The sequence below is a fragment of the Aliiroseovarius marinus genome (genome assembly GCF_050881025.1).
Classification (GTDB): Bacteria; Pseudomonadota; Alphaproteobacteria; order Rhodobacterales; family Rhodobacteraceae; genus Aliiroseovarius; species Aliiroseovarius marinus_A.
This window is the reverse complement of sequence record NZ_JBNNXQ010000003.1, coordinates 412375-429934: the sequence shown is the minus strand read 5'-3', so window position 1 is coordinate 429934 and position 17560 is coordinate 412375. Positions and strand designations below refer to the sequence as shown.

At 59.9% G+C, this 17560-nt stretch carries 22 protein-coding genes; 5 read left to right on the top strand and 17 right to left on the bottom strand.

From position 1 onward, the window contains the following. Nucleotides 1–47 precede the first annotated feature (47 nt). The 4 genes from ACRY08_RS11345 to ypfJ form a co-directional block, all read right to left on the bottom strand. The gene (locus ACRY08_RS11345) at nucleotides 48–1400 is read right to left on the bottom strand and encodes a TRAP transporter large permease (protein ID WP_432450035.1); all 1353 of its coding nucleotides are present in this window, start codon (nucleotides 1398–1400) and stop codon (nucleotides 48–50) included. After that, nucleotides 1397–1981, bottom strand: coding sequence for a TRAP transporter small permease (locus ACRY08_RS11340; protein WP_432450034.1), 585 nt, complete (start codon nucleotides 1979–1981; stop codon nucleotides 1397–1399). Before ACRY08_RS11340 ends, ACRY08_RS11345 begins: the two co-directional genes overlap by 4 nt. A 101-nt stretch (nucleotides 1982–2082) precedes the next feature. Continuing rightward, nucleotides 2083–3120, bottom strand: coding sequence for a TRAP transporter substrate-binding protein (locus ACRY08_RS11335; RefSeq protein ID WP_432450033.1), 1038 nt, complete (start codon nucleotides 3118–3120; stop codon nucleotides 2083–2085). A gap of 271 nt (nucleotides 3121–3391) precedes the next feature. Next, nucleotides 3392–4231: a KPN_02809 family neutral zinc metallopeptidase gene (gene ypfJ / locus ACRY08_RS11330; protein ID WP_432450032.1), complete on the bottom strand. Its 840-nt coding sequence runs from the start codon at nucleotides 4229–4231 to the stop codon at nucleotides 3392–3394. 139 nt (nucleotides 4232–4370) lie between these two features. On the opposite strand from ypfJ, the gene ACRY08_RS11325 reads away from it, so the two are divergent. Beyond that, nucleotides 4371–4949: a YqaA family protein gene (locus tag ACRY08_RS11325; RefSeq protein WP_432450031.1), complete on the top strand. Its 579-nt coding sequence runs from the start codon at nucleotides 4371–4373 to the stop codon at nucleotides 4947–4949. Continuing rightward, nucleotides 4946–5446, top strand: a complete 501-nt coding sequence (locus tag ACRY08_RS11320) for a disulfide bond formation protein B (RefSeq protein WP_432450030.1) — start codon at nucleotides 4946–4948, stop codon at nucleotides 5444–5446. Before ACRY08_RS11325 ends, ACRY08_RS11320 begins: the two co-directional genes overlap by 4 nt. A 95-nt stretch (nucleotides 5447–5541) precedes the next feature. Here the strand turns inward: ACRY08_RS11320 and ACRY08_RS11315 are convergent, their stop codons facing one another. The 4 genes from ACRY08_RS11315 to ACRY08_RS11300 form a co-directional block, all read right to left on the bottom strand. Further along, nucleotides 5542–5892 carry a M10 family metallopeptidase C-terminal domain-containing protein gene (locus ACRY08_RS11315; RefSeq protein WP_432450029.1) on the bottom strand — a complete coding sequence of 117 codons (351 nt, stop codon included), beginning with the start codon at nucleotides 5890–5892 and terminating at the stop codon, nucleotides 5542–5544. A gap of 122 nt (nucleotides 5893–6014) precedes the next feature. Further along, nucleotides 6015–6239: a hypothetical protein gene (locus tag ACRY08_RS11310; RefSeq protein WP_432450028.1), complete on the bottom strand. Its 225-nt coding sequence runs from the start codon at nucleotides 6237–6239 to the stop codon at nucleotides 6015–6017. A 17-nt stretch (nucleotides 6240–6256) separates the two neighbouring features. After that, nucleotides 6257–7729 (bottom strand): calcium-binding protein, encoded by a 1473-nt coding sequence (locus tag ACRY08_RS11305; RefSeq protein ID WP_432450027.1) that lies wholly within the window; start codon nucleotides 7727–7729, stop codon nucleotides 6257–6259. 223 nt (nucleotides 7730–7952) lie between these two features. Then, on the bottom strand, nucleotides 7953–8702 hold the full coding sequence (locus tag ACRY08_RS11300) for an RNA methyltransferase (protein WP_432450026.1): 750 nt from the start codon (nucleotides 8700–8702) through the stop codon (nucleotides 7953–7955). Between ACRY08_RS11300 and ACRY08_RS11295 the strand changes: the two genes are divergently transcribed. Further along, nucleotides 8701–9102, top strand: coding sequence for a TfoX/Sxy family protein (locus ACRY08_RS11295; protein WP_432450025.1), 402 nt, complete (start codon nucleotides 8701–8703; stop codon nucleotides 9100–9102). The two genes, ACRY08_RS11300 and ACRY08_RS11295, sit on opposite strands and share 2 nt — an antisense overlap. Before the next feature lie 92 nt (nucleotides 9103–9194). Continuing rightward, nucleotides 9195–9821, top strand: a complete 627-nt coding sequence (locus tag ACRY08_RS11290) for a thiamine phosphate synthase (RefSeq protein ID WP_432450024.1) — start codon at nucleotides 9195–9197, stop codon at nucleotides 9819–9821. Here the strand turns inward: ACRY08_RS11290 and ACRY08_RS11285 are convergent. The 3 genes from ACRY08_RS11285 to ACRY08_RS11275 form a co-directional block, all read right to left on the bottom strand. Then, nucleotides 9818–10666: a lysophospholipid acyltransferase family protein gene (locus ACRY08_RS11285; RefSeq protein WP_432450023.1), complete on the bottom strand. Its 849-nt coding sequence runs from the start codon at nucleotides 10664–10666 to the stop codon at nucleotides 9818–9820. The genes ACRY08_RS11290 and ACRY08_RS11285 overlap by 4 nt on opposite strands. Continuing rightward, entirely contained in the window at nucleotides 10663–11436 is a 774-nt protein-coding gene (locus tag ACRY08_RS11280) for a GNAT family N-acetyltransferase (protein ID WP_432450022.1), read from the bottom strand. Before ACRY08_RS11280 ends, ACRY08_RS11285 begins: the two co-directional genes overlap by 4 nt. Nucleotides 11437–11551: 115 nt before the next feature. Continuing rightward, complete coding sequence (locus ACRY08_RS11275) at nucleotides 11552–11740, bottom strand: DUF3553 domain-containing protein (RefSeq protein WP_432450021.1); 189 nt, start codon at nucleotides 11738–11740, stop codon at nucleotides 11552–11554. Between the two features lie 28 nt (nucleotides 11741–11768). Between ACRY08_RS11275 and ACRY08_RS11270 the strand changes: the two genes are divergently transcribed. Next, nucleotides 11769–12368, top strand: coding sequence for a histidine phosphotransferase family protein (locus ACRY08_RS11270; RefSeq protein ID WP_432450020.1), 600 nt, complete (start codon nucleotides 11769–11771; stop codon nucleotides 12366–12368). Between the two features lie 80 nt (nucleotides 12369–12448). Here the strand turns inward: ACRY08_RS11270 and ACRY08_RS11265 are convergent, their stop codons facing one another. The 6 genes from ACRY08_RS11265 to ACRY08_RS11240 form a co-directional block, all read right to left on the bottom strand. After that, the gene (locus tag ACRY08_RS11265) at nucleotides 12449–13696 is read right to left on the bottom strand and encodes a glutamate-5-semialdehyde dehydrogenase (protein ID WP_432450019.1); all 1248 of its coding nucleotides are present in this window, start codon (nucleotides 13694–13696) and stop codon (nucleotides 12449–12451) included. Nucleotides 13697–13736: 40 nt separating this feature from the next. After that, nucleotides 13737–14843, bottom strand: coding sequence for a glutamate 5-kinase (proB, locus tag ACRY08_RS11260; protein ID WP_432450018.1), 1107 nt, complete (start codon nucleotides 14841–14843; stop codon nucleotides 13737–13739). Next, nucleotides 14831–15862: a GTPase ObgE gene (gene obgE / locus ACRY08_RS11255; protein ID WP_432450017.1), complete on the bottom strand. Its 1032-nt coding sequence runs from the start codon at nucleotides 15860–15862 to the stop codon at nucleotides 14831–14833. Before obgE ends, proB begins: the two co-directional genes overlap by 13 nt. A gap of 86 nt (nucleotides 15863–15948) precedes the next feature. After that, complete coding sequence (locus tag ACRY08_RS11250) at nucleotides 15949–16461, bottom strand: GNAT family N-acetyltransferase (protein WP_432450016.1); 513 nt, start codon at nucleotides 16459–16461, stop codon at nucleotides 15949–15951. After that, nucleotides 16458–16976: a GNAT family N-acetyltransferase gene (locus ACRY08_RS11245; protein WP_432450015.1), complete on the bottom strand. Its 519-nt coding sequence runs from the start codon at nucleotides 16974–16976 to the stop codon at nucleotides 16458–16460. The genes ACRY08_RS11250 and ACRY08_RS11245 overlap by 4 nt, the downstream gene beginning before the upstream one ends. A gap of 9 nt (nucleotides 16977–16985) precedes the next feature. Continuing rightward, nucleotides 16986–17525: a GNAT family N-acetyltransferase gene (locus tag ACRY08_RS11240; RefSeq protein WP_432450014.1), complete on the bottom strand. Its 540-nt coding sequence runs from the start codon at nucleotides 17523–17525 to the stop codon at nucleotides 16986–16988. Nucleotides 17526–17560 lie beyond the last annotated feature (35 nt).

The window sequence follows — 17560 nt, the reverse complement described above, 5'->3', positions numbered from 1 at the left end:
AAGGTCAACGGGCATTCCGCCCCTGCCCCACGCATATTTTCATCTCGTCAGAAAAGCACGCCCACAAGCCAGAGCGTGATGCCCGGAAAGGCCACCAAAACCACCACGCGAATGAGGTCAGACAGCACAAAGGGGGCGACGCCGCGATAGGTGGCGCTCATCGGGATGTCACGGGCCATCGAGTTGATGATGAAGAGGTTCATGCCCACAGGTGGTGTGATCAGCCCGACCTCGACCACGATCAGGGCCAGAATGCCGAACCAGATGCCGGCTTCTTCCGGGGTCAGGCCGAAATCCAGCACTTCGACGATCGGATAGAAAATCGGGATGGTCAGAAGGATCATCGACAGGCTGTCCATGACGCAGCCGAAGATCAGGTAGGCCACAAGCATCATCGCAAGCACCATCAGCGGCGCATAACCCTGGCTGGACACCCACTCGGCCAGCAATTGCGGGGCCTGGGTGAAGGCAAGGAACGAGTTGAAGATGCTTGCACCCAGCACGATGAAGAAGATCATGGCGGTGGATTGCGCCGTCGCCAGCACGCTTTGCAGAAAGCCTTTCCAGGTCAGCCCGCCGGTCATCACCCCGTAAAGCCCGGTGGCCACTGCGCCGACAGCGGCGCCTTCGGTCGGGGTGAACAGCGCCTGAACGCCCACTTTGGACCAGTTCCAGTCGCCCGCGATGCCCCCCATGACAAGGCCGAAGATGACCACAACGGGCCAGATCGACAGGAGCGTTTTGAAGCGCTGCAGATAGGGCACGCGATCGGCAGTGGTGGCGCTGTCGGGATTGATGCGCACCATCACGGCCACGGTCAGCATATAGCCAAGGGCTGCAAGAATGCCGGGCACGAGGGCCGCGATGAACATCTTCACGATGTTCTGTTCGGTCAGGATCGCATAGATCACCAGAATAACGGACGGCGGGATCAGAATGCCCAGCGTGCCGCCAGCAGCCAGAACGCCCGTGGACAGCGCATCGGAATAGCCACGTTTGCGCATTTCCGGCAGGGCCACCTGCCCCATGGTCGACGCGGTTGCCAGCGACGAGCCACAGACCGCACCGAAGCCCGCACAGGCGCCGACGGCCGCCATCGCAACCCCGCCTTTGCGGTGCCCCAGCCAATCCGAGGCCGCGTTAAAGAGCGCCCCGGACATGCCGGATTTCGTCGCGAACTGCCCCATCAGAAGAAACAGCGGCACAATGGACAGCGAATAGCTGGAGAACGTGTCATAAGAGAGTGTCTTGAGCTGGCTCAGCGTGACCGCGGGCCGGCCCATCATATACCAGATGCCGAAAAAGCCGGTCAGGCCCATGGCCAGACCAATCGGCAGGCGCAGGAAGATCGCCAGAAGCATCAGCACAAAGGCGACAATTGCAAGTTCGATGCCGGTCATACGTGTTGCTCCTTGCCGTCAAGCACCCAGTTGAAGGACCGCCACATGGTATAGGTGGCGACCAGAAGGAAGAATGCTGCGCCGATCAGGCACAGGCCGAAGGGGATCCACAGGGGCACTTCAAGCTCGTAGGTGCTTTCGGCAAAGAAGGGTTTCGACCCCAGCCCCAGCGCGCCACGCAGCGCGTCCGAGCCGAAGGGAAATTTCTCGCCAAAGCCCAGGTAAAGCCGCCACAGGATAATGAAGGCCGCGCCGGTCAGGAACATGTCACCGATGAAGCCAAGCAGTGCCTGGATACGATCCGGCAGACGCGTGATGAAGATGTCCACGGTCACATGGCCCCGTTTCAGCTGACACCAGGGCATGAAGGCAAAGACGGCCACCGCACAGCCCATCTCGACGATCTCGAAGTCGCCTTTGACGGGGCTCAGACCATAGCCCGACAGGGCCCGCCCGATGATCGACACGACGGTGGTCATGGCGATGCCCACCAACACGGCGCCACCAGAATAAGCCATCCAGCGGCTTAGGAATTCCATGATACGCCCGACCCGAAGCTCGGCATTTTTAGCAATGGCCACGGTGTCCCCCTTTCCCTTTTCATCCCAGCGCGCCTTTATGGGGCGCGAAAGAAAACTCCGGGCAACCACAGGGGCCACCCGGAGCGTTCAGTTTCACCAGATCACTGGGCAGCGTGCTTGGCAACAAGCTCTTTTGCGTAGGCAACCATGCCTTCGCCGTCCAGACCTTTCGAGGTCATGTCAGCGGCCCAGGCTTCCACCTGTTTGTCACCAATGGCTTTGATCTCGGCCACCAGAGCCGGGTCCAGCTCGTGGATCTTGTTGTCGCTACCTGCCACAATCTCGCGGCCGATCACGTCACCCTTGTCGAACGAGGCACCCGCCCAGGCCGAAGCTTCCAGACCCGAGTTCGCGTCAATCACGGCTTTCAGGTCGTCAGGCAGGCCCGCATAGGTGTCCTTGTTCATCGCCCAGATGAAGAAGGTGTTGTAAAGCGAGCGGTCACCGGGGATTTCGGTGTGGCTGTCGGCCAGTTCATGCACTTTCAGCGGCGGTACGATTTCCCACGGGATCACGCCCCCTTCAACAACACCTTTCGACAGGCTTTCGGGGAAGGTCGGCAGCGGCATGCCCACGGGCGTGGCGCCAAGCGTTTCAAACAGCGCGTTGGCCTGACGGGACGGGCCGCGCAGTTTCAGACCTTCGAAATCGGCCAGAGCCATGACTGGCTCGCCTTTTTTGTGGATGACACCGGGGCCATGCACGTGGGTGGCCAGAAGTTTGACGTCGCCCATACGCTCCATCAGGTATTTTTCCGAGAACTCCCACGCCGCTTTCGACGACGCCGCGGCGTTGCGGGCGGTCATGAAGGGCAGTTCAAAAGCTTCGGCTTCCGGGAAACGGCCCGGCGTATAAGCGGGCAGCGCCCAGCCGCAATCGATCACGCCATCGCGGATCTGGTCATAAAGCGCCTGCGGTTTGCCGCCCAGCTGCATCGCCGGGTAAAGTTCAACCTTGATGCGGCCGCCTGAATCTTTTTCAATTTTTTCAGCCCAGGGCGCCATGAAATAAAGCGGCGTCGAGCCTTTCGGTGGCAGGAAGTGCTGACAACGCAGGGTCACTTCCTGTGCAAAGCTGGCGGTGGCGCTGAGACCCAGTGCGAAGGCTCCGGCCAAAGTGGCTTTCATGGTGAAATTCATATCGTTTCCTCCCAAAACGCGTGTATTCCGTGCATTGCCCCGGATATCGGGGTGCTTTGTCAATAAGAGCAGGGTCCGGTGACTCGTGCAAGTTTTTTCGACCGCACGGTCAGCTTTGTTGATCCTGTCGCTGAAATTTTTGTAGCCAGAAGTCGTTGCAAGCGCAACAACATTTCAAGACCCACCTATTTTCAGTCACTTAACACGTGTACCTTCAGGTTTTTGGGAACAATTGCCCGGCAAAACGGTTCATATTGTGAACCGAAAGGAATCACAGGCGATCGGCGGAGAATGTATCGCAAGCACGCATGTCACCGGTTTCAAACCCCCGCTCGAACCAACGCGCGCGTTGTTCGGAGGTGCCATGGGTGAAGGTATGCGGCATGGGCACGCGGCCCGCACTCTTTTGCAACGTGTCATCCCCGATCTTGCGCGCGGCATTCATCGCCTCGGCGATGTCACCGCGTTCCAATGTGCCAAAACGGGCCTGCACCTCGCGGGCCCAGATGCCCGCATAGCAGTCGGCTTGCAGTTCGACACGCACCGAAATGGCGTTGCTTTCGCCTTGGCTGACCTGTTGGCGGATGCGGTTGGCCTGACCGAGGATGCCCAGCACATTTTGCACATGATGCGCGATCTCATGCGCGACCACATAGGCAGCAGCGAAATCCCCTTTCGCCCCCAACTGGCGTGACAAAGTGGTGAAGAAGGCCGTGTCCAGATAGGCTTTTTGATCCGCGGGGCAGTAAAATGGCCCGGTCGCCCCCGATGCGCCACCGCAAGGGCTTTGCGTCACGCCCTTATACAGCACCAAAACGGCGGGCTTGTAATCCTTGCCCACCTGCGTGCGAAACAGATCGGCCCAGACCTCTTCCGTATCGGCCAGTGTGACGGACACAAACTCGCCAGCCTGCCGGTCGGCCTCGGTGATTTCGGTGCTGCCGCCAGACGTTACGCCACCGCCCTGCAACAAGGGGGTCACGTCGACGCCCATGAAATAGCCGATGGCCAGAATGGCCAAAAGCCCCAGGCCACCCACCTGCGCCTTGCCACCCCCGGCCCTGCGCCGGTCTTCGATATTGCGGCTGCCGCGCCGTCCTTGCCATTTCATGTGCTTTCTCCCACCAAATACGCCCACAGTCACAAGCAGTTTACCGGCACGCCCGGCGCAATCAAGCGACAGTCTCTTGACGTCGCGGCCCACGCATGGTTCGTCAGGAACAAGAACAAAGACAGTGGATTTCAACCCAATGATCAGGCGACTTTACGATTGGACGATGAGTTTGGCGGACACGCGCCATGCGCTTTGGGCGCTGGCTGTGGTGGCCTTTCTGGAAAGCTCGGTCTTTCCGATCCCGCCCGATGTGTTGATGATCCCGATGATCATTGCCCGCCCAAGCCGCGCCTTCGTGATCGCGGGTGTGGCGCTGGCGGCGTCAGTCGTTGGGGGGATGTTTGGCTATTTCATCGGCTGGGGGATGTTTGAAAGCGTCGGGCGCCCGGTGTTGGAGTTTTACGGCAAAGACGCCTATTTCGACGATTTCTCCACGCGCTACAACGAATGGGGCGCATGGGCGGTGCTGATCGCGGGCGTGACCCCCTTCCCTTACAAGGTGATCACCATCCTGTCAGGCGCCACCGGGCTGAACTTTACCGTCTTCATGATCGCCAGCGTGATCGCGCGGGGCTTGCGCTTTTTCATCGTGGCGGGGCTTTTGTGGAAGTTTGGCGCGCCGATCCGCGACTTCATCGAGCGCCGCCTGGGCCTGATGTTCACCCTGTTTTGCGTGCTGCTTCTGGGCGGCTTTTATCTGGTGAAATTCCTATGAGCTTTCTTGATCGTTTCACAGCCAAAGGGCTGATTGTCCTTGCCGCGGCCACATCCGCCGCCATCCTTGGCGGGGCGTTCATCTTTCAGGCGCTGGGCTATGCGCCTTGCAAAATGTGCCTTTGGCAGCGTTGGCCCCATGCGATTGCCGTGGTGCTGGGCGGTGCTGCGCTGGCCACACAACGGCGCCTGCTCAGCTGGTTGGGCGCGCTGAACATGACCGTTTCTGCCGGGCTTGGCATCTTTCATTCCGGTGTCGAGCGCAAATGGTGGGATGGACCGGCCTCGTGTTCAGGCGGCGGCGTGGGCGATCTGTCGGTCGAGGACCTGCTGGCACAGATCAATCAAGCCCCCTTGGTGCGCTGCGACGAGATTCCATGGCGCATGTCGGACATGATCCCGCTGGAGTTTCTGGACCTGACCATGGCCAATTTCAACGCGATCATCTCGCTTGGGCTGATTGTCCTGTGGGTATGTGCAGCGCGTAAAACAGGCTGAACACAGGCTGAGCCACCGCTCCACCGCTTCCTATCCCTCCCGCGGTCAATAGCACGGGGGGCGTCGCGTTGTTGTCCGTTATGCAGAGGGCGCGGTCATGTAATGAACGTCACATCTGCTCCGGTCAGGCCGGCCCCTCCAGCCACGCGGATGGCGAGCTCTCCATTTATCAGCACATTTGCCCCCTGCCCATCAGCCCAGTCTTCGAATATAAAGACCATTTCCGGCGCGAATTCTCCACTGATATACTGAATCTCCAGATGATCTTCGGCAGGGTCAAAGTCCTGTATGGTGCTGATTTCATGCGCTTGACCATCAAGCGGTTCAGCAATGTAGTAAAACGTGTCCGATCCGTTGCCACCGATGGCGTCCGCGCCTTCTTCAAACACCACCTCATCATCACCGGCACCACCATCGGCCAAAGCATTCGTGCCCACGGCGCGCACCACGTCATTGCCCGCGCCCTTGATGCTGTCAGAAACGGCGCGCCGGTATCTTCAATTTTGGACGTATCCGCGCGTTCAAACACGCGCACGATGTCATTGCCATTTCCACCATGGGCCGCGCCTTACCCATATTCCAGTTTCACGAAATCATCGCCTTCACCTCCGTCGATGGAACCCGTACCGCCAATAAGGATCAAACGATCATTGCCGTCGTCGCCTTGAAATACATTTCCGGCGCCCCCAAAGAGAAAAAATAAAATCATCTCCGGCTCCACCAGTGACAAGATCGCCGCCCGTACCGGTTGCAATGAGGTCCAAGCTGCTACCGCCCTGTCAGGTCCGGTCAAAGTACCAAATTAGTCGTCTAAAATATCTCAAAACTTGTCGGATCAATATCCACCGGCGCAATGCCTTCCAGCCGCACGCACAGAACGCCATCCAGCCGCACAATGGTGCCATTGCCCTCTGGCCAGTCTTCCAGCGTGAACCCGGCCGAGGGATCAAGCCCATCAGCCGCGGTAATTTCAATACGCAGTGTATCCTCGGCCGGGTTGAAATCGGTGATCGTTGCCCCGCCCGCGCGCGTTGTCGAGTTTTCATCCTCGACAATGAACTGGTCACTGCCCTCACCGCCGGTCAAGCGGTCATTGCCATACCCATACAATGTGTCGTCGCCGTCGCCGCCATCCAGAACACTGCCAAGCGTTGGATCATCGCTTCCCTCATCCAGCACTGTATACCCATGAGTATCCACATCGATATTTTCGGTTGTACGGCCCAGAATATCGTTCCCGGCACCGCCTTCCATGATATTGGAACCTGTACCGCCATTCAGAATGTCATTGCCGACACCTCCACGCAGCAGATCATCACCGGACCCGCCATAGAGCGTGTCATTTCCTTCATTGCCGTCCACTTGGTCGTCGCCCTCGCCGCCGCTGACGATGTCATCCCCTGCCGCGCCAACGACAATGTCGTTCATCCCACCGCCTGACATTCTGTCATTTCCAGCCCCACCATTCAGGATGTCCTGACCATCGCCACCGTGTAAAAGGTCACCCCCGTCACCGCCGTCAAGTTCGTCCTGGCCGGCCCCGGCATGCAGCCAGTCACCACCGTCTCCGCCCGACAGGATATTGTTGCCGTACCTGTCACTAATACGGTCATGGCCGTCACCTCCCCGCAGCAGATCATCACCGGACCCGCCATAGAGCAGGTCATTTCCTGCGTTGCCGTCAATTTGGTTGTTGCCTGCACGGCCATCTAGAAAGTCATTACCATCTCCGCCCGACAGGGTATCATTGCCGGTGCCACCCCAAATCCGGTCATTGTCAGCACCGCCCTGAAGAAAGTCATCGCCATCGCCGCCGCCGATGTCATCCTGACCATTCCCACCAAAGATACGGTCCTGACCGGCGTCACCGTTAAGCTGATCTGCACCATCTGCCCCGAAAATCTCATCTGCACCGTCGGACCCCCAAATCCGGTCATCCCCAGACCCGCCGTCAATTTCGTCATCTCCCAGACCGCCATGCAGCTTGTCGAGCCCGGCGCCACCGGCGAGCACATCATTTCCGGCACCGCCATGGATGAAATCATTGCCTTCGGCGCCATAAATCAGATCATCATCACGGCTGCCTTCCAGACGGTCATCATCCGCCCCACCGCGCATGATATTTTCAAGCGGCGTACCTTTTTGTGATGGTGTATTTTGAGTTGGCGTATTCTGTGCGTCGGATGAATTCCCGGCGTCTTTGCCGTCATCATCGTCGTCGCCACCCAATTCCACGACCGCACCGATGCCAAGCAACGAAAAAAACAAAAGAATCAGTTCCACAATGAACCCCCACACCCCTTAGAAAATCGATGTTAAATTAGCTCAAATCTGAACTTTTGAATAGGTGGGTTTTCGTCGCATCGCCGGGGGAATTCGGACTTTGCGCGACAAGGCGACACTGCCCGAAAATCATGTTGATTGCTCACAGATCCCGACGTCCAAACCGCTCGAAGGCTCCCGAAATGGCCGTTCCTCGCGACCTTAACAGGCCGCGCGCCGCCTATCAGCGGTCCCGCAGCAACTGACGCAGGATACCGTGAAACATCTGCACATCCAGGCGGCTCAGCCCCAGCCGTGACCACATGTTGCGCTGGGTCATCTTCATGGTTTCAGCCTTGGTTTCGGGGAAGAAATACCCGGCCTCGTCCAGCCGAGCCTCGTAGTGTTCAGCCAGTTTCTCCACCTCGATGGCGCTGGCACGGTCGCTGCCGGCCCATTCCATCAGCTCGGGCGTCACCTCAAAGCTGGCACGGCGGTATTCATAGGCGGTCAAAAGCACACATTGCGCCAGATTGAGCGAGGCAAATTCCGGGTTCACCGGCACCGAAATCAGCGCGTTGGCCCGTGCGACCTCGTCATTTTCAAGCCCCGTGCGTTCCGGGCCAAACAGCACCGCAACCTTCTTGCCCGCCAGACGCATGGCGCGGGCCTCGGCCATGGCTTGTTCGGGGCTTAGGATCGGCTTGGCCAGGTCCCGCGAGCGGGCCGTGGTCGCATAGATGTAGTCGCAATCGCCGATCCCATCGGCCAGCGTGTCAAAGACACCCGCCCCATCCAGCACCCGTCCGGCACCCGACGCCAGCGCCACAGCAGACGGGTTGGGCCAGCCGTCACGCGGGGCAATGACTCGCATCCGCTCCAGCCCGAAATTCAGCATCGCACGCGCCGCCGCTCCGATGTTTTCGCCCATCTGCGGGCGCACCAGCACGATCTCGGGTTGCGGTCCCATTTCGGGCGTCTCGGGCGTGGACATGACGTATCTTCCTTTTGGCTGGCCGCGTGATACGCTTCCACGCAGGACAGAGCAAGTCAGTGAGGGCAAGATGGCCATTGATCAGGGAATTTACGAAGTGCTCAAGGACGATATCGGCGCGCTTGAAGGGCTTTCGGAAAAGAAGATGTTTGGCGGGATCGCCTTCATGCTCAGGGGCAATATGCTGTGCGGCGTGCATAAAGATGGGGCGATGTATCGGGTGGGCAAGGACAATGAAGAGGCCGCCCTTGCCCTGCCCGGCGCGCGCAAGATGACCTTTACCGGGCGGCCCATGGGAGGCTTCATTGATGCCACGGACGACGCGATGGCCGATGATGCCACCCGCGCCGAGCTTTTGCGTCTGTCGGTTGATTTCGTGGGCGCCCTGCCTGCCAAATAGCCCAAATTGTGAAAGCCCCGCCGGGCAAGCCCTTGCATTGGCGCAAAACACGGCTATGAAACGCGCAAGCAAGTCACAGGAAGGATTGCGCCATGTCCGCCGAGATCGAGTTTCCCCAGCTGTATCTGGTGACCCCGCCCGAGATTGAATTGATGGGCTTTCCCGAACTGCTTGCGCAGGTGCTGGACACTTATGACACGGCCTGCCTTCGCCTGACGCTGTCTACCAGTGACGAAGACCGGATCATGCGCGCCGCTGACGCCTGTCGCGAAGTGGCGCATGCGCGCGACGTGCCGATCGTGATTTCGGAACATGCGCTGCTTGTGGAACGTCTTGGACTGGATGGCGTGCATCTGGGCGACGGCGCGCGGCGCGTGCGCGCCACCCGTGACGATCTGGGCGGTGATGCGATTGTCGGCTCTTACTGCGCTGCCTCGCGCCATGACGGCATGACCGCGGGCGAAGTGGGGGCTGACTACGTCAGTTTTGGTCCGGCCGGGGCCACGGCGCTGGGCGATGGCAGCCGCGCAGAGCCTGAGCTTTTTTCATGGTGGAGCCAGATGATCGAAGTGCCGATTGTGGCCGAAGGTGCCTTGGATGAAGACACCATTCGCGCCCTGACCCCGGTCACGGATTTCTTCGCCATCGGGGAAGAGATTTGGCGCAGCGATGATCCGGTCGCGACGCTGGGCCGTTTGCTGTCGGCCATGCGCGGTTAACCCGCCGGGCCATCCCGTTCAACATTCAGCTCTGCCAGGCCCGCGCGCACGGCGGCCTCGCAATGGGCCGCAAGCGCTTTTCTGTTGGCAAAATCCGAGACTTTGACCGGCTTATGATAGACCAGCTCCACCCGTCCCTGACGTGGCGCGGCCAAGGTTTGCAGCAGATGCGGCGCAAACTCCATATCGCCCCACCAGCCATAAAATCGCGGATCCGTGCCGCTTGGGGCGACATAGCGCAAGGTGACCGGCTGCACCCACATGAAATCCCGCAATTCCGGCGTGAAGAACGCGGCGAAAAGCGTTGATTTAAAAGGCAATACCCGGCGACTGTCCGAGGACGTCCCTTCGGGAAAGAACAACAGTTTGTGCCCGGCAGACAGGCGGCTGCGAAACAGCTCGATCTGCTGGGTGGCCTCGCGCCGATCCCGGTTGATGAAGACCGTGCCCGTGGCCCGCGCCAGCCAGCCGATGCCCGGCCAGCGGGCCACTTCGGCTTTTGAAACGAAATACACCCGTTTGCGGGCGTTCAGCGAAAAAATGTCCAGCCAGCCCGCGTGATTGGCCACCACCGCGCCCTTCTCCCGCATCGGGCGGCCGGTGGTGGAAAAAGGAATGCCCATGATCACAAAGGCCGTGCGACAGACAAACTGCGTGATATGCGGCGTGAGCGGGCGTTTGACGCCAAAGATGGGACGTTCGACCAGCCGAACCAACAACAACAGCAAAAGCCCCCCAAACACCAACAGGCCAAGCGGCACCCCGCGCGCGACAATGCGCAAATAATCGGCCCCACCGGGGGTAAAGCTGTGCGGTTCTGCCTGGGCCTGCCAACTATCCGTCATATCCGCCGTCCTGAACTGTAGATGGATTTATGGGTCTTGCTGATCTGCGTGACATCCATGATCAGGCAGATATCGGTGGTGTTGAATGCGTGATCCACAAATGCGCCCTCGCCCACAAAGCCGCCAAGGCGCAGATAGGCCTTGATCAGGGACGGCACCGCGCGCATTGCGGCAGGCCGGTTGATCTGGTCCTCGGGCACAAGGTTCATTGGCTGAAAGGCCGCGTCTCGGGCGCGCACGCGCAACTCAGGCGGAGCCAGATGGCGATGATGAAGCAGCGACAGGGCCTCGCGGATGGGCGCAACTTCCGTTCCGTGAAACGAGGCGACACCGAACAGAATTTCGATCCCATGCGCTTCGACATAGTCTGACAAGCCGCCCCACAGATGCATCATCGCCATACCGCCGCGATAGTCTTTGTGTAGGCAAGACCGCCCGAGTTCCAACAGGTTGCGCCCCGACGCCTCAAGTGGTGACAGGTCATATTCCGCGGCGGAATAGAAGCTGTCCGGCCCATCAGGCTGACCCACGCGATCCCCGCGCAAAAGACGATAAACGCCGACACAGGGACGGCCATCCCGAGCGGCATCAAACAGCAAAAGGTGATCGTAAAACGGGTCATAGGCATCCCGTTCCAGCCCCGCCGCGTGATCCACCAGCGCCCCGTCGCTGCCCAATTCGCGCACGAACACATCATAGCGCAGCTTCTGAGCGGCAATCAGGTCAGCGTCGTCCCGTGCCAGGCGCATTTCAAATTGGGGCTGCGTCATCTTGAACCGGCTTGGTTAACCATTTGTTAAACGTCTCTGGCTTCTATGACTGAAACGCGACAATTGCAACGCAACCCGCCTAGCGGTAGGGTTGTTTTGCAGCAATTACATCCCGTCAAGGTTGCGGGCCATCAAAGACAGGCAAAAGATCCACATGCTCAATCAGGATGACACGTTTCCCGGCATGTTCGAAATTCACGGTAATCTTGCCGCCAATATTGGACTGCACCTGACCCAGCCCCCAATCGGGCTTGTCGGGGTGGCGCACCAGCATGCCCGGCTCAAGAACGGCTCCCAATCCCATATCACTTTCCCCTTTTAAGGCCTAATCCATGACTGAACACGACCGCGATCTGACCGCCCTGATCGGCTCCCGTATCTGCCACGACCTTATCAGCCCTTTGGGCGCCATCGGCAATGGGGTAGAGCTTTTGCAAATGGCGGGCATGACGGACAGTCCGGAAATGGCGTTGATTTCGGAAAGCGTGACCAATGCCAACCTGCGTATCCGCTATTTTCGCATCTCTTTTGGGTCTGCCGCCGGTGATCAGCGGGTCAGTGAAAACGAGATTCGCAGCGTCTTGGCCCCCGGCGTTGACGGCCGCAAGATCGAGGTCGACTGGCAGCCCACGGGCGACCAGCCGCGCGGCGGTGTCAAACTGGCCTTTCTTGCGCTTCAATGCTTTGAGACCGCAATGCCTTGGGGCGGACATATCCGCGTGTCCTGCGACGATGGACATTGGCAGGTTTTGGGGGAAGCGGACAAGCTGAAGATAGATCATGACCTATGGTCGTTGATTTCCACCCCCGATGGGTCCACAGATGTGCCGCCGGCGCAGGTGCATTTTGCGCTGATGGCACCGGAACTTGCCCGTCAGGGGCGCATCGCCGGGGTGACATTGGCAGATCACTCAATCAACGTTGAATTCTGAGCCAATATGCTAACTAAAAAAAGCCGCCCAATCAGGCGGCTTTTTCGTCGGTCATATCAGGCTCCAGGCCGATGGCATGCTCAGGCGCGGATCGTGCCGTCGCCTTCGACAATATATTTGAACGAGGTCAGCTGAACCGCGCCCACTGGCCCGCGTGCATGCATCTTGCCGGTGGCAATTCCGATTTCCGCCCCCATGCCAAACTCGCCACCATCGGCAAATTGGGTCGAGGCATTGCGCATCAGGATCGCACTGTCGATTTCCGTGAAGAAACGGTCTGCGGTGGCGTCATCTTCGGTCATGATGGCATCGGTATGAGACGAGGAATGGCTGTTGATATGCGCGATCGCGCCCGCAACCCCATCCACCACACGCGCCGCGATGATGCTGTCCAGATACTCTTTGCCCCAGTCCTCATCCGTCGCCGCAACCGAGCCCTTCAGACCCTCGCCCGCGCGCACTTCGACCCCAGCGCTCATCAGCGCATCAAGGACGCTCTGACCCAGTTCCAGCGCGGCGCGGTCAATCAACAGGCATTCCGCGGCCCCGCAGATGCCCGTGCGCCGCGTCTTTGCGTTCAGCACCACATCGAGCGTTTTCTGCGCATCAGCCGCCTTGTCGATATAGATGTGCACGATGCCCTCCAGATGGGCAAAAACCGGCACGCGGGCCTCGCGTTGCACAAGCCCGACCAGCCCTTTGCCGCCCCGCGGCACGATCACATCCACATGTTCGGTCATGGTCAAAAGCTCTTTCACAGCCGCGCGGTCGCGCGTCGGGATCAGCTGGATGGCGTCTTCAGGCAGGCCTGCGGCGCGCAGCCCCTCGACCAGGCAATCCCGGATCAGCGAGGCGGAGTGAAAGCTTTCAGACCCGCCGCGCAGAATGACGGCATTGCCCGATTTCAAGCAAAGCGCGCCGGCATCCGCCGTCACGTTGGGGCGGCTTTCATAAATCACACCGATCACGCCCAAAGGCGTGCGCACCCGTTTGATATGAAGGCCCGAGGGACGATCCCATTCCTCCATCACGGCACCCACCGGATCATCCTGCGCGGCCACGGCCCGCAGCCCGTCGCACATGCCCTTGATGCGGTCCTCGTCCAGCATCAAACGGTCCATCATCGCATCTGACAGACCTTTTTCGCGCCCAAACACCATGTCTTTTTCATTGGCGGCAATGATCTCGGCGCGCCGCGCCCAACAGGCATCGGCAGCCGCCATCAGCGCTTTTTCTTTGGCTTGGGCTGGGGCAAAAGCGAGCTTTCGGGCGGCCGCACGGGCGCGCGTTCCAATGTCGGTCATCATCGATTTGATGTCGTCGCTCATCTTTCTTTTCCCTTTAAGTTTGCCGTATTGCCAATTGTTATTAAAGAGACATGTCGTCTCTATGCACCAAGGCTGATCGTCCTGGATAGCCCAGGATCGCATCAATCTGATCGGACCTTTTACCCTTGATCGCACGGGCCTCGGCAGCGGTATAGCGCGTAAGGCCCGCCCCCAGATGCGTGTCATCAGGCCCATAAATATCAACCGGGTCCCCGCGCAGAAACGCGCCTTCGACCCCTGTCACGCCGGCTGGCAACAGCGATTTGCCGGACATCAGCGCGCGCGCGGCGCCCGCGTCCAAAACCAGCCGACCTTGTGGTTTCATCGAAGCGATCCAGATCTTGCGGGCAGCTTTCGGGTCTGTGCGCGCGGTGAACACGGTCGCAGGCGCACCCTCTTCCAGCGCCACCAGCGGGTTCATACGCGACCCTTCGGTGATGGTCATGGCACAGCCCGCCCCAACGGCGGTTTTCGCAGCCATCACCTTGGTTTTCATGCCGCCCTTCGACAGGCCGGTGCCCGCGTCCCCTGCCATGGCCTCGATTTCCGGTGTGATGTTGTCCACCACGTCATAGCGGGTGGCGCTGGGGTCATCTTTCGGATTGGCCGAATAGAAACCATCCACATCCGACAAGAGCACAAGGTGATCCGCGCCAATGGTCACCGCGACCTGCGCGGCCAGCCGATCGTTGTCGCCAAAGCGAATTTCATCGGTGGCGACGGTGTCATTTTCATTCACGATGGGCACAACGCCCATGGACAAAAGCGTCTCGAGCGTCGCGCGCGAGTTTAGGTAGCGGCGGCGGTCAGCGCTGTCTTCCAGAGTGACCAGAACCTGCGCGGTGACCGCACCAAGCGGCCCCAGCGCCTCTTCATAGGCGCGTGCCAGCCGGATTTGCCCCACGGCGGCGGCGGCCTGTGATTGTTCCAGCGGCAAGGTGCCTTGCGGCAAGCCCAGAACCCCGCGCCCCAGCGCGATGGAGCCCGAGGACACCAATACAACATCCGCCCCGCGCGCCTTCAATCGCGCCACATCCGCGCAAAGTGACGCAAGCCAGTTGGCTTTCAGAGCGCCCGTACCGGCATCGACCAGAAGCGCCGAACCGATTTTGACAACAATGCGTTTTGCTGACTTCAGGGCTGCCACTTTTCTTCGTCCTCGACGGGCTTTTGACGGACGCGATCATCCGAGATTTCCTTGCGCAAGCTGCGCAGCACATCCGTGGTGCCCTGTTTGGCCACCCCAGACATCAGCATCACAGGACCGGCGACGGCCTCAAGTGCTGCCTGTTTTTCAGCCCGTTCCTCGTCATCCAGCGCATCAACCTTGTTCAGAACCGTCACGCGCGGCTTGCCGCCAAGGATGTCGCCGTAGTTTTCGATCTCGGTGATGATGGTCTGGTAATCCGCGACCACATCCTCTGCCGTGCCATCCACCAGATGCAGCAACACGGCGCAGCGTTCCACGTGACCCAGGAACAGATCGCCCAGCCCACGCCCCTCGGAGGCGCCTTCGATCAGGCCCGGAATGTCGGCCACGACAAATTCGGCCCCATCCACGCCCACAACGCCCAGATTGGGGTGCAGCGTGGTGAACGGGTAATCCGCAATCTTGGGCCGCGCGTTCGAGGTCGCCGCCAGAAAGGTCGATTTCCCTGCATTGGGCAGGCCCAAAAGCCCCACATCCGCGATCAGTTTCAAACGCAGCCAGATGGTGCGCTCAATGCCCGGCTGACCGGGATTGGCCCGGCGCGGGGCGCGGTTGGTGGACGAGGTGAAATGCAGGTTGCCAAAGCCACCATTGCCGCCCTTGGCGATCACGAAGCGCTGCCCGACCTCGGTCATATCGGCCAGAACGGTCTCTTCGTCCTCATCAAGCACCTCGGTGCCCACGGGCACGCGCAGGACAATGTCATCGCCATCCGCGCCGGTGCGTTGCTGCCCCATGCCGGGGCGGCCGTTTCCGGCAAAGAAATGCTGCTGATAGCGGAAATCAATCAGCGTGTTCAGCCCGTCGACCACCTCGACAATGACCGATCCACCGCGGCCACCATCGCCGCCATCGGGACCGCCATATTCAATGTATTTCTCGCGCCGAAATGACACGCAACCGCCGCCGCCAGAGCCTGAACGGATATAGACCTTTGCGAGATCGAGGAATTTCATGTCACGCGCCTTTCTGCTTTGTCACAGGCGATAGAGGGAATTTGGGCAAGTCTCAAGAGGAGAGCCATGGCCCGCAGGGCTTTTGATCAGCCCTGTGGTCGCAAAAGCCGGAAATTGCGCAACGGCGCCGTCGCGTCGCGCGCCACGCTATGGCCGGTTGTGGCGGCCAGCTCTTCAAAGCCCAGCTTTTCCAACACGCGCGCCGACGCGGGGTTGTCGGCAAATACATCTGCACGGATCAAGGGCCAGTCGTAGCGCGCCCAACAATGATCGATCAGCGCGCACCCCATTTCAGTGGCATACCCCTGCCCCCAATGTTTGGCGGCGAACATATACCCCAGTTGCGGCGCCTCATCCGGCTTCGCCGCCAACCCCATCGAGCCAATCACAACACCCGCCTTGCAGACCACCCCAACCATGCCCAGCTCAGGGTCAAACGGCACACAGCGCGTGCGTGTCAGGTCGGGATCAGCCGGATGCGGCCATGTGGCGGTGTTGCGCACCACGTCGAGATCTGAGACCAATTCCAGCATCGCCTCGAAATCCGACGACTGACAGCGGCGCATCATCAACCGGTCCGTGACAAGCCGCGTCATCATTGCGCCGCCTCCCACTCATCGCGGGTCAGGCGCAATTTCATCAGCTTTTCCGGGCAGTTGCGTGATTGGCAAAACGTGTCTTCGATCACGCCTGTATCCTGAAACCCAAGCCCGGTCAGCACCGCGCGCGAGCCATGGTTGCCCGAAAAATGGCCCGAGCTGATCTGATCCAGATCTGTCGTGCAAAACACATGATCAACAAGGGCTTTGGCCGCTTGTCGCATCACCCCGCGCCCCTGATACCTACGCCCCAGCCAATAGCCCAGCGTCGGATCAATCCCGATCACGCCCAGAACCTCGGCCCCGTCGGTGATGGCCAGCCCACCAATGGGTGAAGCCTTGGCAAGGTGGCTCAGAAACCCATCAAAATCCGCGCGTGTATACGGGTGCGGCACAACTGTCAGCCATCGGGAAACCTCGATGTCATCAAGCAGCGCCACCACCTGATCGCCATGCTCCGCGCTTAGGGGGCGCAGTGTGTAGCGCCCCGCCTTGATCCTGAGTTCCTTAGCCATGGCAATGGGTTACCCCATCTTCCTGATGTAGGTCCATGTAGGCACATTGGCCCCACGTGCCACCGAATGGCTTTCCGCATCGCCGATATACTCAAAACCTGCATGGGTCAGCACACGGGCCGAGGCCGCGTTGTCCTGAAACACTTCCGCGAATATCGACTTGTTCTCAAGCGGGTTCGCACCGACCAGTGCCATGACCGCTTCCGACGCCAGCCCAGCGTTCCAAAATCCCGGCGCGACCCAATAGCCCAACTGGCTTTGAGCGCGATCCAAATGCGACAAGCTGATCACGCCCAAGACCTCGCGCTGGCCTTTTGCCGCGCCATCCATGACCCAGACATCTTCTGTCCGGTCTTCAGCCAAGGCGCGATCAATAAACGCCTCAACGGTGCCCGGCGGCAACGGATGCGGGATCGACCGCGTGCCCATGGCCACGCGCTCATCGCCTGTATAAAGCGCCATCATACCCGCATCGGACCGGCGCACAGGGCGCAGGGTGAACCGCTCGGCTTCAATCGACGGCTGGTTAATTATCTCGACATGCTTCATGGCTTTCCCTCCTCGAAAAGCGCCGAATGCACAGA

Bases quoted from the DNA above. Each gene is read 5' to 3' on its own strand.
- ypfJ (WP_432450032.1), bottom strand. From the start codon at position 4,231: ATGAAATGGCAAGGACGGCGCGGCAGCCGCAATATCGAAGACCGGCGC.
- ACRY08_RS11270 (WP_432450020.1), top strand. From the start codon at position 11,769: ATGACTGAACACGACCGCGATCTGACCGCCCTGATCGGCTCCCGTATC.
- ACRY08_RS11345 (WP_432450035.1), bottom strand. From the start codon at position 1,400: ATGACCGGCATCGAACTTGCAATTGTCGCCTTTGTGCTGATGCTTCTG.
- obgE (WP_432450017.1), bottom strand. From the start codon at position 15,862: ATGAAATTCCTCGATCTCGCAAAGGTCTATATCCGTTCAGGCTCTGGC.
- ACRY08_RS11325 (WP_432450031.1), top strand. From the start codon at position 4,371: ATGATCAGGCGACTTTACGATTGGACGATGAGTTTGGCGGACACGCGC.
- ACRY08_RS11320 (WP_432450030.1), top strand. From the start codon at position 4,946: ATGAGCTTTCTTGATCGTTTCACAGCCAAAGGGCTGATTGTCCTTGCC.
- ACRY08_RS11290 (WP_432450024.1), top strand. From the start codon at position 9,195: ATGTCCGCCGAGATCGAGTTTCCCCAGCTGTATCTGGTGACCCCGCCC.
- ACRY08_RS11335 (WP_432450033.1), bottom strand. From the start codon at position 3,120: ATGAATTTCACCATGAAAGCCACTTTGGCCGGAGCCTTCGCACTGGGT.
- ACRY08_RS11300 (WP_432450026.1), bottom strand. From the start codon at position 8,702: ATGTCCACGCCCGAGACGCCCGAAATGGGACCGCAACCCGAGATCGTG.
- ACRY08_RS11285 (WP_432450023.1), bottom strand. From the start codon at position 10,666: ATGACGGATAGTTGGCAGGCCCAGGCAGAACCGCACAGCTTTACCCCC.
- ACRY08_RS11240 (WP_432450014.1), bottom strand. From the start codon at position 17,525: ATGAAGCATGTCGAGATAATTAACCAGCCGTCGATTGAAGCCGAGCGG.
- ACRY08_RS11275 (WP_432450021.1), bottom strand. From the start codon at position 11,740: ATGGGATTGGGAGCCGTTCTTGAGCCGGGCATGCTGGTGCGCCACCCC.
- ACRY08_RS11280 (WP_432450022.1), bottom strand. From the start codon at position 11,436: ATGACGCAGCCCCAATTTGAAATGCGCCTGGCACGGGACGACGCTGAC.
- ACRY08_RS11245 (WP_432450015.1), bottom strand. From the start codon at position 16,976: ATGGCTAAGGAACTCAGGATCAAGGCGGGGCGCTACACACTGCGCCCC.
- ACRY08_RS11250 (WP_432450016.1), bottom strand. From the start codon at position 16,461: ATGATGACGCGGCTTGTCACGGACCGGTTGATGATGCGCCGCTGTCAG.
- ACRY08_RS11265 (WP_432450019.1), bottom strand. From the start codon at position 13,696: ATGAGCGACGACATCAAATCGATGATGACCGACATTGGAACGCGCGCC.
- ACRY08_RS11295 (WP_432450025.1), top strand. From the start codon at position 8,701: ATGACGTATCTTCCTTTTGGCTGGCCGCGTGATACGCTTCCACGCAGG.